The organism is Bradyrhizobium sp. (genome assembly GCF_035309285.1).
GTDB lineage: Bacteria > Pseudomonadota > Alphaproteobacteria > Rhizobiales > Xanthobacteraceae > Bradyrhizobium.
Window position 1 is genome coordinate 31,621 of sequence record NZ_DATGFH010000077.1, and the last position, 15,884, is coordinate 47,504.

At 63.9% G+C, this 15,884-nt stretch carries 15 protein-coding genes; 9 read left to right on the forward strand and 6 right to left on the reverse strand.

What is annotated here, in order from left to right; all coding sequences use genetic code 11:
• Positions 1-45 precede the first annotated feature (45 nt).
• On the reverse strand, positions 46-384 hold the full coding sequence (locus VKR55_RS15575) for a P-II family nitrogen regulator (RefSeq protein ID WP_324404794.1): 339 nt from the start codon (positions 382-384) through the stop codon (positions 46-48).
• A gap of 230 nt (positions 385-614) precedes the next feature.
• On the opposite strand from VKR55_RS15575, the gene VKR55_RS15580 reads away from it, so the two are divergent.
• Positions 615-1,523: a DUF4339 domain-containing protein gene (locus tag VKR55_RS15580; protein WP_324404795.1), complete on the forward strand. Its 909-nt coding sequence runs from the start codon at positions 615-617 to the stop codon at positions 1,521-1,523.
• Here the strand turns inward: VKR55_RS15580 and tesB are convergent.
• Positions 1,520-2,386 carry an acyl-CoA thioesterase II gene (gene tesB / locus VKR55_RS15585; RefSeq protein WP_324404796.1) on the reverse strand — a complete coding sequence of 289 codons (867 nt, stop codon included), beginning with the start codon at positions 2,384-2,386 and terminating at the stop codon, positions 1,520-1,522. The genes VKR55_RS15580 and tesB overlap by 4 nt on opposite strands.
• A gap of 181 nt (positions 2,387-2,567) precedes the next feature.
• Between tesB and VKR55_RS15590 the strand changes: the two genes are divergently transcribed.
• The 5 genes from VKR55_RS15590 (at position 2,568) to VKR55_RS15610 (ending at position 7,431) form a co-directional block, all read left to right on the forward strand.
• Positions 2,568-3,788, forward strand: coding sequence for a ubiquinone biosynthesis hydroxylase (locus tag VKR55_RS15590; protein ID WP_324404797.1), 1,221 nt, complete (start codon positions 2,568-2,570; stop codon positions 3,786-3,788).
• Between the two features lie 168 nt (positions 3,789-3,956).
• The gene (locus VKR55_RS15595) at positions 3,957-5,633 is read left to right on the forward strand and encodes a cell envelope integrity TolA family protein (protein WP_324404798.1); all 1,677 of its coding nucleotides are present in this window, start codon (positions 3,957-3,959) and stop codon (positions 5,631-5,633) included.
• Between the two features lie 32 nt (positions 5,634-5,665).
• Complete coding sequence (locus VKR55_RS15600) at positions 5,666-6,136, forward strand: FMN-binding protein (RefSeq protein ID WP_324404799.1); 471 nt, start codon at positions 5,666-5,668, stop codon at positions 6,134-6,136.
• Positions 6,117-7,022: an FAD:protein FMN transferase gene (locus VKR55_RS15605; RefSeq protein ID WP_324404800.1), complete on the forward strand. Its 906-nt coding sequence runs from the start codon at positions 6,117-6,119 to the stop codon at positions 7,020-7,022. The genes VKR55_RS15600 and VKR55_RS15605 overlap by 20 nt, the downstream gene beginning before the upstream one ends.
• Positions 7,012-7,431 (forward strand): hypothetical protein, encoded by a 420-nt coding sequence (locus VKR55_RS15610; RefSeq protein ID WP_324404801.1) that lies wholly within the window; start codon positions 7,012-7,014, stop codon positions 7,429-7,431. Before VKR55_RS15605 ends, VKR55_RS15610 begins: the two co-directional genes overlap by 11 nt.
• Before the next feature lie 24 nt (positions 7,432-7,455).
• Here VKR55_RS15610 and VKR55_RS15615 read toward each other — a convergent pair whose 3' ends face one another.
• From VKR55_RS15615 to VKR55_RS15625, 3 genes are read right to left on the reverse strand one after another with little or no spacing between them, the layout of a single operon-like run.
• Entirely contained in the window at positions 7,456-8,406 is a 951-nt protein-coding gene (locus VKR55_RS15615) for an alpha/beta hydrolase family protein (protein ID WP_324404802.1), read from the reverse strand.
• Between the two features lie 3 nt (positions 8,407-8,409).
• Positions 8,410-8,598, reverse strand: coding sequence for a Trm112 family protein (locus VKR55_RS15620; protein ID WP_324404803.1), 189 nt, complete (start codon positions 8,596-8,598; stop codon positions 8,410-8,412).
• Positions 8,599-8,656: 58 nt separating this feature from the next.
• Positions 8,657-9,196, reverse strand: coding sequence for a TetR/AcrR family transcriptional regulator (locus VKR55_RS15625; RefSeq protein ID WP_324404804.1), 540 nt, complete (start codon positions 9,194-9,196; stop codon positions 8,657-8,659).
• Between the two features lie 80 nt (positions 9,197-9,276).
• On the opposite strand from VKR55_RS15625, the gene VKR55_RS15630 reads away from it, so the two are divergent.
• The 3 genes from VKR55_RS15630 (at position 9,277) to VKR55_RS15640 (ending at position 14,989) form a co-directional block, all read left to right on the forward strand.
• Entirely contained in the window at positions 9,277-9,627 is a 351-nt protein-coding gene (locus VKR55_RS15630) for a hypothetical protein (RefSeq protein ID WP_324404805.1), read from the forward strand.
• Between the two features lie 29 nt (positions 9,628-9,656).
• Positions 9,657-9,965, forward strand: a complete 309-nt coding sequence (locus tag VKR55_RS15635) for a hypothetical protein (RefSeq protein WP_324404806.1) — start codon at positions 9,657-9,659, stop codon at positions 9,963-9,965.
• A gap of 110 nt (positions 9,966-10,075) precedes the next feature.
• Positions 10,076-14,989, forward strand: a complete 4,914-nt coding sequence (locus VKR55_RS15640; protein ID WP_324404807.1) for an autotransporter domain-containing protein — start codon at positions 10,076-10,078, stop codon at positions 14,987-14,989.
• Between the two features lie 99 nt (positions 14,990-15,088).
• Here the strand turns inward: VKR55_RS15640 and VKR55_RS15645 are convergent, their stop codons facing one another.
• Positions 15,089-15,763: an LON peptidase substrate-binding domain-containing protein gene (locus tag VKR55_RS15645; protein WP_324404808.1), complete on the reverse strand. Its 675-nt coding sequence runs from the start codon at positions 15,761-15,763 to the stop codon at positions 15,089-15,091.
• Positions 15,764-15,884 lie beyond the last annotated feature (121 nt).

Below are 15,884 nucleotides of genomic sequence, written 5' to 3' on the forward strand. Positions count from 1 at the left end.
CTCGGCATCGTTGGCGGCGGCGTTGTTGAAGTCTTCTTGAACGTCTTAGAGCGCGTCGCTGTCGGTCTCGCCGGTGCGGATGCGCAGCGCGTGGTCGATCGGCGTCACGAAAATCTTGCCGTCGCCGATTTGGCCGGTGCGCGCATTGGCAGTGATGACCTCTATGGCCTTGTCGGCGAGATCGCTCGCCACCGCGACCTCGATCCGCAGCTTTGGCAGGAAGTTCACGACATATTCCGCGCCGCGATAGATCTCGGTGTGGCCCTTCTGGCGGCCATATCCCTTGACTTCCGTGACCGTCATGCCGTGCACGCCGATGGCCGTCAGCGCCTGGCGGACCTCGTCCAGTTTGAAGGGTTTGATGATCGCGACGACGAGTTTCATGGTCAGGCCTTCGTTTCCCCAAGCTTTATTGCGCCGGCAGGCGTCCCGGCAAATCTGGCATCTTTTCGGGCAAATGGCACAAAAAACTTGCAAGCGCGAGCGGAAACATCCGACCTGTGTCCTTAAGGCCCTGTACAGGGCTCAGGGTCGTCCGTCAGAATGAAGTCTTTGGCGGGTCCTGCAAGGCCTGCGGGTTTAGCTGTGTTGCTTAGTCGCTTAGGGGGAGACGAATGGCCAATCGCTCGTGGTTTTTTGCGTCCAACGGTCAGCAGCAAGGTCCTTATCCCGAGCCACAGTTTCGCGACCTGATCGCGCGCGGCGCGATCAGTCCGCAGACACTGGTCTGGTCGGAGGGCATGCCCGGCTGGCAAAAGGCCGGTGAAGTGCCGGGACTGATGGCAGGCGCGATGGCGCCGCCGATGATCCCGCCGGGCGGCGGTCCCGTGATGAGCGGTGGCGGCAATAACGCCGGCGCTGCGGGCTATGGCGGCAATGGGGCGTTTTCGCTCGACGTTGGCATTTGGGCCTTGCTCGGACGGAGCCTGCTGTTTGTGATCGGCGTGCTTCTGGTGATCCCGGCCCCCTGGGTGGCAACGAGCTTTTATCGCTGGCTCGTGCAGCACATTCGCGTGCCAGGCCGGCCGAACCTCGACTTCACCGGCCAGCTCGGCGACATCTGGTGGGTGTTCGTGCTGCTCGGGCTTTGCAGCTATGGCGGCGCGACCGGGTACGCTTCCGTTCGACTCATTCTCATCCCGGTGCAGGCCTATCTGTCCTGGATGGCGGTGCGATGGGTCGTCGCAAATATCAGCTCCAACGGCGTGAAGCTGCCGCTCGAGTTCAAGGGAAGTTGGCTGGGTTATATCGGCTGGTACCTGCTGCTCATGATTTCCGCGATCACCATCGTTGGGTGGGCCTGGGTCACCTCCGCCTGGATGCGCTGGAACTGCCGCAACGTCAGCGGCACGCACCGTGAGGTCATTTTCACAGGGTCGGGATTGGAAATCCTGTGGCGCACGATCGTATTTGCCATCGGCTGCGCGTTCCTGATTCCAATTCCATGGGTGCTGCGCTGGTTCGCGAACTGGTACACGTCAAAAGTCAGCGTGGTCCCGCGCGGCGCTTACGCCAACGCTTAACTCTGCCGCCGCTGCCGCACCGAGCCTTCCTGCGCGACGGAGGCGACCAGCGTGCCGTCGACCTTGAAGATCAGGCCGCGGGTGAGCCCGCGGCCGCCCTGCGCGCTCGGCGAGTCCTGTGCGTAAAGCAGCCATTCGTCGGCGCGGAACGGGCGATGAAACCACATCGCGTGATCGAGGCTTGCCGGCATCATCCGCTTGTCGAACAGCGTGCGGCCGTAACGCGCCATGATCGCATCGAGAAGCGAGAAGTCCGAGGCGTAGGCGAGCGCGCACAGATGCAGCGCCGGATCGTCGGGTAGTTTCGCCGCGGTGCGGATCCAGACATGGATGCGGCCGTCGTCGATCTTCTGGCCGAAATAGCGGCCGAGCTCGACGGGCCGAAGCTCGATCGGGCGATCGGATTCGTAGTAGCGGCGGATGAAGTCCGGCATCTCGCGGAACATCTCCTGCTTGGAGACTTCCTCGGCGGTGAGCTTTTCCGGCGGCGGCACGTCGGGCATCTTGTCCTGGTGATCGAATGCACCCTGCTCTTCGGCGTGGAACGATACCATGATGGAGAAGATGGCATTGCCGTGCTGGATCGCGGTGACGCGTCGCGTCGTATAGCTCTTGCCGTCGCGCAGCCGCTCCACCTGGTAGATGATCGGGATCTGCGGATCGCCGGGCAGGATAAAATAGCAATGGATCGAATGCGGCAGGCGTCCTTCGACGGTGCGGCAGGCCGCAACCATCGCCTGGCCGATCACCTGGCCACCGAACACGCGCTGCCAGCTTGTCTTGGGACTGTTGCCGCGGAACAGGTTCACCTCGAGCGGCTCGAGATCGAGGATGGCGAGCAGGTCGATCAGGCTTTTGGACATGTATGACTTTCGGTCTCTCCACCGTCATTCCGGGGCGATGCGACAGCATCGATCCCGGAATCTCGAGATTCCGGGTCTGGTCCTTCGGACCATCCCGGAATGACGGCTTGGGGCTTGTTTCGCGAACCTGTTTTGCCCAGCTATAATGCGGGCGCAAGTGCGTATGAGTAAGCAGGTTCCCATGTCATCACAACGAAGCATAGTTATCGCGGGCGGATCATTTGCGGGATTGGGGCTCGCACTGGCGCTGCGACAGGGCCTCGGTGCCGAAGTCGCCGTGGTCGTGGCCGATCCGGCGCTCGGCGTGCGGCCAAGCCGCGACGGCCGCGCCACCGCCATCGTCGCCGCCTGCCGGCGGCTGTTCGAGGCGCTCGGCGTCTGGGGCGAGATTTCCTCCACCGCGCAGCCGATCCTCGACATGGTGGTGACCGATTCGAAGCTCGAGGACACGATGCGACCGGTCTTCCTCACCTTCACGGGTCAGGTGGAGCCGGGCGAGCCATTCGCGCATATGGTCGAGAACCGCCACCTCATCGACGCGCTGGTGGCGCGTGCCGAGGCACATGGCGTCGAGCTTCGCGCAACAGCCGTGTCCTCCTACGATGCGCGCGAGGACGGCATCGACGTGACCCTTGCCGACGGCGGCCTGATCGCCGCGAGCCTGCTGGTGGGAGCCGACGGTGCGCGCTCCAAGCTGCGCGAGCGCGCCGGGATCGCGACCCATGGCTGGGAGTACGATCAGTCCGGCATCGTCGTTACCGTCGGCCACGAGCGCGATCATCAGGGCCGCGCCGAAGAGCACTTCCTGCCGGCGGGCCCGTTCGCGATCCTGCCGCTGACGGGAAAGCGCTCCTCCCTGGTCTGGACCGAGAAGCGCAGTGAAGCTGCGCGCATCGTCGCGCTCGATGACGCCGCCTTCCTCGGCGAGCTCGAGCAGCGGTTTGGGCTGCACCTTGGCGAGATCACCGTGCTCGACAGGCCGCGCTCGTTTCCGCTTGGCTATTTCGTCGCACGCTCTTTCATCGCCGAGCGCCTCGCGCTGATCGGCGATGCCGCGCATGTCATCCATCCGATCGCCGGCCAGGGCCTCAATATGGGGCTGAAGGACGTCGCGGCCTTGGCGGAAGTCGTGGTCGACGCGGCGCGCCTTGGTATTGATCTCGGGCAGGCGGATGTGCTCGAGCGCTACCAGCGCTGGCGGCGCTTCGACACCATGGCGATGGGACTTGCGACCAACTCGCTCAACCTGCTGTTCTCCAACCGCTCGACGCTGCTGCGCACCGTGCGCGATATCGGGCTCGGCCTGGTCGATCGCGCGCCGCCGGTGAAGGAATTCTTCATCCGCCAGGCCGCGGGTCTATCAGGCGACGTGCCGAGGCTGCTCAAGGGCGAGGCGCTGTAGCGCGACGGCGCCATCCTCCGATGTTTTTATTCTTATTCTAAGTCTAATTCCAAAGTGGAGCGATTCTAGCGGCCCGCCACGCTTCTGATCTCAAGTGTTCGCTCAGGCAATGCTAGGTCCCCTGACTGTCGCGGACTCCATCGATGTCCGCAAAAGTTGGGGGCCACCATGTCGTCACGTCAGTTGCGGCGTTCGCCGGTCTTGCAGTCACGCCGCGATCGGTACGGTTTGTGCCGATCGGCGCTACTTGCGGCCACGGCGCTGTCTTTTCTCGGCGCCGGAAGCGCCGTTGCCGCGACCGACGGCGACAGCAACAGCAATCAGGTCCTCCTGGAAAAGCTCGATCGGATGGAAAAGCGCATCGAGACGCTTGAAGCCGAGCTGAAGCAGAAGAAAACGGCAGAGAAGAGCGCGAACAAGAGTGCGACGCCGGTCGCAAAGGACGTCGCGGCTTCCGACAAGGACGCCAAACCGCTAGGCGCGGAGACGACCGGCTCGATCAAGGACAGCAAGGCCGCGGCGATCGCCGATCAGACCAAGTCGGCGACAGCCAAGCCGGCGTCAAAGCAGGCCGATCGCGCAGCGCCTGGCGTACTTCCGGACGCCGAGGCGCCTGCCGCGGACAAGCCGATCCTCGGGCTCGAGCCCTCGCCCGTCCCGGGGCTAAGCCTCGGCGCCTATGGCGAGTTCTTCTTCGGCGCGATGCAAAATCCTGCCGCCGGTGGACAATGGCAGAACGGATTTGATGCGCGCCGGATGGTGCTGTTGCCGACCTATGCCATCACCGACAACATCATCTTCAACGCCGAGATCGAATTCGAGCATGCGGGCTCGGGCTTCGACAACGACGACAAGCTGCACGGCACAGCCGAGATCGAGCAGCTCTGGGTCGATTTCAAGATCCTCGATCAATTCAACTGGCGCGCGCCCGGCATCGATCTGGTGCCGGTCGGATACATCAACCAGCACCATGAGCCGACGCAATTCTACAGCGTCTTCCGGCCCGAGCTTTACAACGGGCTTATTCCGTCAACCTGGAAGGTGCCCGGCACGAGCGTTTACGGCACGATCAACGAGGATCTGAAATACCAGGTGATGGTCTCGGCCAGCAACGAGGATTTTGGCGACGCCTTTACTGCCCGCACGGCGGCAAAGACCGTTCCGCTTCCGGGCACGCCCTATTTCCCGGGCATCGACGGTCTCAATGCGCTCACGTTTTCAAATCCTCCGCTCGGCGATTTCCAGCAGCTCAGCGATGCCCTGGCGGTCTCCGGCCGGCTCGACATTACGCCGACGGTTCTGCCAGGCTTCGCCGGCAGCGTAAGCGCCTACTACTCGCCCAATGTCGTGCCGCGTGGCGCGCATGATGATTTCGGCAACTTCCTCGGCAAGTCGAGCATGACCATGCTGGACGCCGAATTCCGCTACCGCGTGCCCGATACCGGATTGGAATTGCGGGGTGAATCTGTGTGGGTCGAATTTGGTCACCCCGAAAACCTGCGCGCCAACAACGATACCGATCCGACCGACAACGTCGGCAAGACCATGTACGGCTATTCCGGCGAGATCGCCTATCACATCCCGATGGGCACGATCCTGAACAGCGACTGGGAAGCGGTGCCGTTCTATCGCTATACCTACGAGAACCTGCAGGCTGGCGGATTTGCCGGCACTGACCCCAACTTCCCCACCGGCCACGGCCAGGTCCAATTCCACACGGCGGGTCTTGCCATCTTCCCGTCGCCCAAGCTTGCATTGAAGCTGACCTATCAGAGGGTCATCGACAAGTCTCTCGCGGGCGCGCTATCGGACTCGTTCGTCGGCGGCGTGGGCTTCTTCTTCTGACCGAGCGCGAAAGGCACGGAGCTAGCAGACTGATGAAATGGACTCGTTACACATTGCCGGCCGCGGCGATCGCGGCGGCCGCCTCACCGGCTTATGCCGTCAAGTATCTTTCGATCGCGGAAGCCCAGAAGGCGGCCTTTCCCTCCGCCACGCATTTCACGGAAGTGCAGGCCGGCCGGGTCTGGAAGGCCGAAGCCGGCGGACACGTGGCCGGCTTCTTCGTGTTCGACCGCGTGGTCGGAAAACATCTGTTCATCGACTACGCGGTGGCGCTCACGCCGGCAGGCGCCGTGCATCGCGTCGAGATTCTGGAATACCGCGAGTCCTACGGGGGCGACGTCAGGAACCCGAGCTGGCTTGCGCAATTTGTCGGCAAGACGAGCAGCAGCCCCCTCAAGATCAACGGCGACATTCGCAATATCGCCGGCGCGACGCTGTCCTCGACGCATATCACCGAAGGGGTGAAGAGGGTGTTGGCGACCTATGGCAACCGCCTCCGCTGACATTCGCCGCGCCCGCCCGATGCTCGGCACCTTCGTGGAAATCGAGGTCGCAGCGGCAAGCCGATCGATGACTGCGATCGACGCCGCCTTCGAGGCCGTGGCGGAGGTGCACCGCTTGATGAGCTTTCATGCGTCGGACAGCGACGTCAGCCGCCTCAATCGCGAAGCCTGGCTTCTGCCGACGGTCGTGCACCCCTGGACGTTTCGTGTCCTGGAAACGGCGGTCGAAATGCATCGGCGTTCGAACGGCAGTTTTGACATCGCCGTTGCGCCGGCGCTGCAGACGATGGGGCTATTGCCTACCGTAAGCGGAAACAGCGCGATCGTCCGCGGGGCACGCCTGCCTGATGCGATCGAGCTGCTCCCGGGATACGCAGTCCGCTTTCGGCGCGCGGATATCGCCATCGACCTCGGCGGGATCGCCAAGGGTTTTGCCGTCGATCGCGCGCTCGAGGTACTTCGCGGCTTCGGCGTCGAATGCGGGCTCGTGAATGCCGGCGGCGATCTCGCCGCGTTCGGCGCAGAGCCGCAGGCGATCCATATTCGTCATCCGCGCAATCCGGGCGAGGTCGTCTGTCGCGTCGAGATCTGCAACGAGGCGCTGGCATCGACCGCCCGCCGCTTCGATCCCTTTGACACAGCGGAAACGGCAAGCTCCGCGGTGATCGATCCCTTGACGGACCAGCCGCCGCGACTCATCGACGGCACGACGGTGCGCGCGCCCTCCTGCATGATTGCCGACGCGCTGACCAAGGTGGTCATGATCAGCGGTGCCGACGCCGGCGGCCTGCTCGAGCGCTACGAGGCCGGCGCGCTGATGATCTCGCGCGACGGCGACCTTCACATCACCTCCAACTTGCATCACGTCATAAACCTTGCGGCTTAAAACCTCATTTCGCTACGCGATCTATGCGGCCTTTGCGGTGCTGTTCCTGACCGGCGCCGGCTGGTTTGTCGCAGATTGGCAGAAGGATGTTTCCAGCGACGACATCTGGCAGCAGGTCGCGGCCAACATGCTCATGGTGCATGGCGGCGCCGCCATGCTGGCGTTGATGATGCTGGGGGCCTTGATCCCGCTGCACTTCCTGCGCGCCTGGCGAGCCAGGAAAAATCGCGTGTCGGGATCGCTGATGGCCGCGTTCAACGTGGTGCTGATCGCGACCGCCTTCGGGCTCTATTATCTCGGATCCGAGACGCTGCGACCGTGGATAAGCTGGATCCACATCGCCGCCGGCCTGCTGCTGGTGCTGATGTTTCCGCTTCACATCGTGCTGGGCGGGCGGCCGAAGCAATAGCCTTGCCGACGAGACGCCGAGCGATCAGTGCTGCTCGCGCTCCGCCAGGATGAATTCCGCGACCGTCTCGATCAGCGTCGGATCGAGCGGCCGTTCGGGCTGGTTATAGGAGGCGGCGTCATCGGCCTCGTCGGTGACGTCGACCAGCACGTGATTCATATCCGGCAGCCATAGCGATTTCGCGGCGAAATCCGCTGCTCCCAGCGCGAGGAAGTCGAGCCGCGCGAGCTGGCGGTCGCGGCCGCCTGCGATGATCAGAGTCGGCCCAACGATCTTCTTCAGGGGATCGATCGGATCCTCGGTGAAGGCCGACGCGATGCCCGGCTGCATCGCCGGCGCAATCGCGAGCCCTGCCGGCGGCGGATCGACGATCTGTCCGGCCATGATGGCGTCGATGGCCTTTGCGATCGGCGCGAACTTTTCGGGCGGGAGCTGCTTTTCGAGCTGCGCCTTCAAGAGATCGCCCTGCTTGCGCGCGGCGGTGGCGAGCAGCACCAGCTTGTCGACCGGCACGCGCCGCGCGGTCAGGATCGCAACCAGCCCGCCCTCGCTGTGGCCGACCACGGCGACGCGCGAAAATTTTTGGCTGCCGCGCAGATAGTCGACCAGCGAAACCGCATCGTCGACGAAATCCTTGAAGCGGAAATCCTCAGGACGCCCGAACTCCTTTTTCCATCCGCCGGCGCCGCGCTTGTCGTAGCGAAGCGTCGCGATGTCGTGGGCGAGAAGTCCGTCCGAAAGCTTCTTCAGCGTGGCGGGCTTGAGCCGCGGCCCGCTGCCGTCATGGTCGGTCGATCCGGAGCCCGCGATCAACAGCGCCACCGGCGGCTTCTCGATGCCGGACGGAACGCTCAACCACGCATCGATGGCGCCGACCTGCACCTTGCTCTCCTCGGCTCCTGCGCTGGCAGTCGAGAGGCCGATCAAAAGCGACAACGCTGCCGCGACCGCGCGCATGGTGTCTTGATTGAGCATGCCCTAGTCGATCTTGCGCGCCTCCTCAGGCAGCATGATCGGAATGCCGTCGCGGATCGGATAGGCGAGCTTGGCCGAACGCGAGATCAACTCCTGCTTCGCCGAATCATATTCGAGCGGCCCCTTGGTCAGCGGACAGACCAGGATCTCAAGGAGCTTGGGATCGACGGTGTTTTCGGGTCGTTCTTGCATAGCGGATCTCCGGCTCTGGGCCGCGAACGCTTTAGCACATCAGCGCACGAGACGGCGATCAACATAAGGTGGCGATAGCGACCAGTTCCGCGATAACAGCCTCGGCTTGCTCCTTGGTGAGCGGCTTGTCCGACAACGCATAGCCGAGGAACGCCCAATAGAGGATTTGCGCGCGCAGTTGCGCCTTCTCGGGCGCAACGCCACGGGCGCGGATCAGGCCCTCGACATAATCGAGCCGTCGCCGGTCGATCGCCTGCACCGCGCTCCTTGCCGCGGCATCGAACGCCGCCCAGCTCCGCACCGCGCGCTCTAGCGCTAGCCTCTCCGAAAACACCCGGCGCAGCAGCAGGACAAGGGCGTTTTCGCCGTCGGCAGCCGCCTCGACGTTGGCGATGATCGCCTCGGCCGCGACCTCGCGCCAGGCTTTCAGGATTGCGGCGTGGAACGCGCCGATATCGGCGAAATGCCAGTAGAAGCTGCCGCGCGAGACGCCCATGGCTTTGGCCAGCGGCTCGGCCTTGAGCGCGGAAAAACCTTGTTTGCCAAGAGTCTTTAGGCCCTGGTCAATCCAGGCCCGCGCGGAAAGTTGATCGGTCATGTGGCAGCAACCATACACTGCTGTATTGACAGGCGCCAGCGCGTGATCTACGACCATACAGTACTGTATGGAGGACTCCGATGCGTGACATCCTGCTGCAGATTTCGGGGGTCGTGGCGATTATCGCCGCGCTGATCCATGGCGTGCTGTCGGAAGCAAAGATATTTCCGCGCGTGACTATCGAGCCGCAACGCCTGCGCACGCTGTTCCGCTTCGTCTGGCAGATCCCGACGATCGCCTGGATCGCCGGCGGCGTATTGCTGATCGCCGCGCCCTCGATGGCCTCCGAGGCGGCGAGGCACTGGATCGTCGCAACGTCGGCTGGCGTGCTGGCCTTCAGCGCCATCGGCAATGCGGTTGGCAACCGCGGCCGGCATTTCGGCTGGATGGTGCTCGGCGCCGCCGCGGTGATGGCGGTGGCGGGATATTAGCCGCACGACGAGCCAGGAGCAGATTATTCATGGCTGATCGCATCCGGCTGACCATCGACAATGGTGTCGCCGACGTCCGCTTGAATCAGGCGGACAAGATGAAGGCGCTCGATCCGGAGATGTTCAGGGCGATCGCCGAAGCCGGCGCCCGCTTGAGACGCGCCTGCTTGCTCAATCTCACGGCAGTTGCCCTGGCGATGTTGCAATTGCGCAACGCGGCGAACCATTCGTTGCGTCCACAACCGTGCGGAACTGGACCGCGCTGCGGCAGCAAAATAGGTTCCCGTTCGTCGACCGGGCGAGGCAAGGGGCGAGGTCCACGAGAAGCGTTCATTTGACCGTCGAGAACGCCGGCTAGGCTGGTGGCGTCAGATGGGGCGTCGGTTGGGGGTGTGAAGTGCGTAAGCGTGGCGGCGTTGCGTCCACGGCGAGGTTTTGCGCGCGTGTGTTGGCGGCAGCAGTGCTGGCGTTCGGCGCGTTGCTATCCACGCAAGCCAGTGCGCAGTGGGTCGAAGCCGGACCTTTTACCTCGACGAACACCGCCGCACCAACGCCTGGGATCGCGAACAGCAACACCATCGTCTACGGCATGGATGCGCAAGGCGATCCGGTCTATGGCGCGGCCAACGCCGTCCTGCAGAGCCCCACCGATCCGAACACCTATTGGGTGGCGACCGTCTCCGGCGGCATCTGGAAGACCACCAATGGCGGCGTGACCTGGACTCCGACCACCGATCATCAGCCCACGCTTGCGATCGGCGCGATCACGATCGACACCGCCGATCCGACCGGCAAGACGATGTATGCTGCTAGCGGCTATTACAGCGGCGGCGCTGTGAACGACACACCGGCGTCGACGATCCTGAAGTCGACCGACGGCGGTAACACCTGGCAGGCCATTTCGCCGACCGGTTATGGCACGGCGGAGTCCGTCAAGAACATCATCGCCATGGGCAACGTGATTGTGGTCGCGACGTGCTGCTCGGAAGGACACAATGGGGACTCCAACGCAGGCGGTCTGTTCCGCAGCACTGACGGAGGCCACATCTTCTCGGCGGTGCCGAGCTTCGGCAGCGGCGCCGAAGTCACCAACCTGATCAGCGCCAACGTCAACAACGAGAACGTGCTGATCGCCGCGCGCGGTGTGACCGATCAAACGCAAAACGCAATCCTCTATAGCGCCGACGAGGGCGCAAGCTGGACCACCCTGCTCTCGGCAGGGACAGTGGTGCAGGCGACCAACTCCCTCAACCCGAGCAATCTCGTCTTCTCCGGTGGCCCTGGCGGCAATACCCTCAACATGAAAGTGTCCGCAGGACCAGGAGGTTCGCTGTTCGTGGTGGTGGCTCAGACGGGCACCACATATGAGCCGGCCGTCGTGTTTTACACCCCACAATTCACGCCCGGCACGTCACCGGTCTGGTACAATCTTGGTGAAGCAGCCTTCACCACTCCCTCTGGAACGTGCGTAGGGCCGAACGGCTGCATTCTCTGGGCCAACAAACAGGCCAGTACGGATTTTGCGGTTATCGCCGACCCCAAGCAGCAGGGCGTCGCCTATATTGCCGGCGACGGCATCTTCCCAAGCGAAGCCACTTCAGAGGTCGCGACCCTTATCCGGGTCAACTATGATCCCACCACGAAGCTGGCGACCTACACGGCGATCAGCTTTCCGGGACTCAGCACCGCGCCTCATCCGGATACGCGATCGCTTTCCTTCAATTCGCAGGGCAATCTGCTGACCACCGATGATGGCGGCGTCTACGTCCTGAACAATCCAAATAGCCCGAATGGGACCTGGAGTGCCTTTGGCGGGGCGGCCTCCGACGGCAGCCCGATCCGCGCGATCGAGGCGTACCAGGCGGTGATGGACCCAAAGACCGGCCGGCTTGGCGTTGGCGTGCAGGACAACGGCGCTTCGGTCTCGCCGCCGAATGCCGTGATCGGACAGATCAAGACCGGCGTTGCCTGGCAAAACACGCTGCCCGGCGACGGCTTCAGCGTCGCCGTCAACTACAAGAACACGGGTCCCTCGATCCTGTATGCGACCGCCGACTATGGAAGCCTGGCGCGCGTCTTTGCCAACCAGAATCTCTCGACCGCGACGCCGCCGACGCTTCTCACCATCGACGTCGCGGGCACCGCAGGCGAGGGATTTGCAACATATGATCACACCATCAACGGCCCCGCGGTGGCGGTCAATGCAGTGGATCCGACCAAGCTCCTGTTCAGGACGACGCGGCTCTATACCTGGACTGATCCGGGCGCGGCCCTCTCCGGCAGCATCGATATCACCGATATCACGGCCGGCGCCGGTACCGTCCATCCAGTTGCAGGCAGCAATCTCTTTACCAAGACCGATTGGACCGAGAAACTCGCCTATGGCACGCAGGATGCGCCGGATGCGATCCTCGCAGGTGGGGCGCTTGCGGGAGGCGGGTACGGCGTTTTCTTGCGAACGCAGGCGCAGGCCAGCGCCGGAACTCCTATCGACGTCAACAACAATCTGCTGACATCCTACAACAATGCCGTCGTCAACAACGGAGCCGACAATCCCATCGGGGTCCTGTTCGATCCCCTGACCGAGAAGAAGTTCTTCATTACCGACATACACAATGTCTACGCGACCACTAACACCGGCAGTACGCTGCGGACGCTGACCCTGCCGGCCAATTTCGTGAACCCGGCAGGCCTCGCCTACATCGCCGACAGCTACACTGGTCAAGCCATCAACGGCGTCCGTGCGCTGGCGGTCGGCGGCGTCACCACGGACGGCTCACAAGGCTCGATCATCGAGACGGAGGCGCCGTTCGCGGCCAATGTGAACTGGATCAATCTCGGGCAGGGCCTGCCCAACGTCGTCGTCTACGGCCTGAACTATTATTCCGATGTCGATACGATGGTCGCAGCCCTCTACGGCCGCGGCGTCTATATCCTCTATGACGTCACGAGCTATTTTGCCGACGCAACCGAGCTCTGGTTCGGCAAGGCCAACAACGACTCCGCGCCTGACGCCTCACGCCTGACCGGAAGCCGCGCGCTGGAGAAGTTCGGCACGGGCACGCTGACCTTGTCGGGCGCGCCGACCTATGCCGGCGGCACCATCATCGACGCCGGCGTCGTCGCCATCACCGCGGACGCCAATCTCGGCGCGCCGCAAGGCGGCGTGACCTTCAACGGCGGCACGCTGCAGTTCAACGCGCCGGTGACCTCGGCGCGAAGCCTCGCGCTGAATGCCGCCGGTACCTTCGATGCCGAGGCAGATACGACCTGGTCGGGCGTGATCTCGGGTCCAGGTGCCCTGAACAAGAGCGGACCGGACACGCTGACGCTGACCGCCAACAACAGTTATCTCGGCGGCACCTTCATCCTGGGCGGCACGCTCGCGGTCGGTTTCGATGGCGCACTCGGCAATCCCTTGGGGCAGATCGGCATCGATGCCGGCACGTTCGCCGCCACGTCATCCTTCTCGACCGCGCGCACCGTGACGTTCGGCATCGATGGCGGCACCATCGATGTCGGCGCCAACACGCTGACCGCAAACGGACTCTGGATCGCCCAGGGCCCGGTGACCAAGATCGGCTCCGGCGTGCTCGCGCTGGAAGACACGAGCATCTTCCAGAATGTCACGGTGGGCGCAGGCACCCTTCAGGTCGATGGCGCGCTCGGCGGCACGTCGCTGCAGATCGCCACCGGCGGCATGCTGTCGGGCAACGGGCAGATCGCAGCGCCGACGACGGTGTTCGGAACGCTGTCGCCGGGCGCGCCCGGACCGGGCGTCTTGACCTTCACCTCGCCGCTGACACTGGCCTCCGGTTCTACGCTGCGGCTTGCCATCGACGGCACAGGCACCGGCGGAGGACCCGGCACCTACTCGCAAATAGTGGTTGATGGAGCGGCGCTGAACCTCGGCGGCACGCTGTCGCCCTTCTTCCGGGACATCGGCGGCAGCGCCACCAACACCTTCACGCCCGCGCTCGGCCAGCAATTTTTGATCGCTAGCGCCAGCGGCGGCGTCTCCGGCACCTTTGCCGGAGTCGATCTCAGCAACAGCGGGCTGCCGTCTGACTTGCGGATGGATACCATTTATGGATCGACCGCCGTCGATCTGGTGACGACGCCCTCCTTCTATCGCATTGCGCCGGAGGGATCGGTCTGGAGCGCCAACCAGCAGAATGTCGGTGCCGCGCTTGACGACTTGCGGCCCGCCGCCGGCACCGTCTCCACCAACACCACGCTGCAGAACGCGTTCAACGCGCTCTATCTTCTGCCGCCGGCCGAGCTCGGACCGGTGCTCACAGGGCTTTCGGCCGAGGGCGAAGCGCGCGGGGTTGCCAACGCGCTCGATACGCTCGATGCGTTTCAGACCGCGCTGCAGGATCACCTGATCGGCGGCCCGATGACGGCGGGCTTCAACAATCTCTCGCTGTCGGTGAATGGCGCCGGCCGCGACTTCTATTCGGCCTACAACAGCATCGCGAGCCCAGGCGCCGGCCCCACGACCGGCGTATCCGCCACCGCGTCCGCCGCGCCGGCGTCGCGGCCGGCGATCGAGCCCAGTCACTGGTGGAGCTCGGTGTTCTATCAGAACAACATGACCAGCACCTCGGCCGGCATCGCCGGCGGCTCGGCCAATATCACCGGCTTCATCGCCGGCTTGGAGGGCGAAGTGAAGCCCGGGCAATTGTTCGGCATCGCTGCCTCTTTTGCCCATACCGATGCCAGCGGCACCGACTCCGGCTCCGGCGATCATTATCTTGTGACGGCCTATGGCAAGCGCACCATAGGGCCGCTGCTGGCCGCGGCTTATGGCGGCGTTGCGATCTCCAGCGTCGCGCTGCATCACGATTTCCAGATGGGCAGCGGTATCGTCAACCAGGGCAGCAACGCCACCAGCCTGCTCGGCGGCGGATCGCTGGCTTACACGTTCCACTATCGCGGCCTTGATATCGCGCCGACGGCGACCGCCGCCTTCACCCATATGCTGTTCGACGGCACCAGGCTCACCTCGCCGATGGGCTTTGCCCTGAACGTGCCGCGGCAATGGGTCGATCGCTTCCGCTTCACGGTCGGCCCGACCGTCACCCGCACGGTGACGACCGACCGCGGCATGAAGCTGACGGCCAGCGTCTCCGGCGGCTTCCTCTATCAGACTGCGCCGGTCACCGCGCTTGACGCGCAGATCTTCACCGCGCCGGCTCTGGCGCAGAGCGCGCCCGCCGGCGGCGCCGGTGGCTATGCCGAGGTCGGCGTCTATGCGTCGCTGACCAACTGGCTCACAGGTTTCGTCCGCTGGCACGGCGAAGCCCGCGAGCACGCAAACAGCAACCAGGTCTCCGGCGGGCTCAGCGTGACGTTCTGATAGCTTGAACCGTCATTCCGGGGCGCGCGTAGCGCGAACCCGGAATCTCGAGATTCCGGGTCTGGTCCTTCGGACCATCCCGGAATGACGCCTGCGGCGTCACTGAAGCGGCGGGTCGCCGCTGGTGCGCTTCTTGGCGAGATCCATCTCGGTGACGGCGATCAGGATTTCGGCGCGGGTCTTCAGGTCGGGCGCTTCCAGCATCGCCTGTTTCTCGGCGGGCCCATAGGGCGACATCATTGCGAGCGCATTGACCAGCGCTTCGTTCGGCGCGCTCTCGACGCCTTCCCAATCGACCTTGAGGTCGTTGGCTTTCAGGAAATCGGTGAGCACCTCGAGCAGTGCCTCGCGGTCGACGGCATCCTCGCCCTTGCGCGCCGTGAAATCGTCGATGAACGGGAAGTAGTCGACCTTGCATTGCCTGTACGCGGTGAGCACACTCATTTCCTCGACAACCTTGAAGCGCGAGATGCCGGTGAGCTCGAGTATATAGCGGCCGTCGCCGGATTCGGCGAGCTGGGTGATGCGCCCGACGCAACCGACGTGGAACAGCACCGGCTGGGTCTCATTGGGCGAATGCGTGACGTCGGGCTGGATCATGCCGATGAGGCGATGGCCGTCACGCAGCGCGTCGTCCACCATCGCGAGATATCGGGGCTCGAAGATGTTCAGCGGCATTTGGCCGCGCGGCAGCAAGAGCGCACCAGGCAGGGGAAACACGGCAATCACCTCGGGAAGGTCGGCCGGCCCGCGATATTCGGCGTTGATCGGCATGAATGTCCCCGAAGTCAGGCTGTCCCACGCTCAAGCAATCTCAAGGCGCTCTTCCAGTCGTCAGCTTCAGCTTTTCGCATGATCTTGTCGGAAACCGCTGCACACTTTTTCCGGATCATGC

Coding starts and splice junctions, on each gene's coding strand:
- VKR55_RS15605 (WP_324404800.1), top strand. CDS start 6,117: ATGGCAACCGCCTCCGCTGACATTCGCCGCGCCCGCCCGATGCTCGGC.
- VKR55_RS15575 (WP_324404794.1), bottom strand. CDS start 384: ATGAAACTCGTCGTCGCGATCATCAAACCCTTCAAACTGGACGAGGTC.
- VKR55_RS15580 (WP_324404795.1), top strand. CDS start 615: ATGGCCAATCGCTCGTGGTTTTTTGCGTCCAACGGTCAGCAGCAAGGT.
- VKR55_RS15645 (WP_324404808.1), bottom strand. CDS start 15,763: ATGCCGATCAACGCCGAATATCGCGGGCCGGCCGACCTTCCCGAGGTG.
- VKR55_RS15620 (WP_324404803.1), bottom strand. CDS start 8,598: ATGCAAGAACGACCCGAAAACACCGTCGATCCCAAGCTCCTTGAGATC.
- tesB (WP_324404796.1), bottom strand. CDS start 2,386: ATGTCCAAAAGCCTGATCGACCTGCTCGCCATCCTCGATCTCGAGCCG.
- VKR55_RS15630 (WP_324404805.1), top strand. CDS start 9,277: ATGCGTGACATCCTGCTGCAGATTTCGGGGGTCGTGGCGATTATCGCC.
- VKR55_RS15635 (WP_324404806.1), top strand. CDS start 9,657: ATGGCTGATCGCATCCGGCTGACCATCGACAATGGTGTCGCCGACGTC.
- VKR55_RS15590 (WP_324404797.1), top strand. CDS start 2,568: ATGTCATCACAACGAAGCATAGTTATCGCGGGCGGATCATTTGCGGGA.
- VKR55_RS15625 (WP_324404804.1), bottom strand. CDS start 9,196: ATGACCGATCAACTTTCCGCGCGGGCCTGGATTGACCAGGGCCTAAAG.
- VKR55_RS15615 (WP_324404802.1), bottom strand. CDS start 8,406: ATGCTCAATCAAGACACCATGCGCGCGGTCGCGGCAGCGTTGTCGCTT.
- VKR55_RS15600 (WP_324404799.1), top strand. CDS start 5,666: ATGAAATGGACTCGTTACACATTGCCGGCCGCGGCGATCGCGGCGGCC.
- VKR55_RS15595 (WP_324404798.1), top strand. CDS start 3,957: ATGTCGTCACGTCAGTTGCGGCGTTCGCCGGTCTTGCAGTCACGCCGC.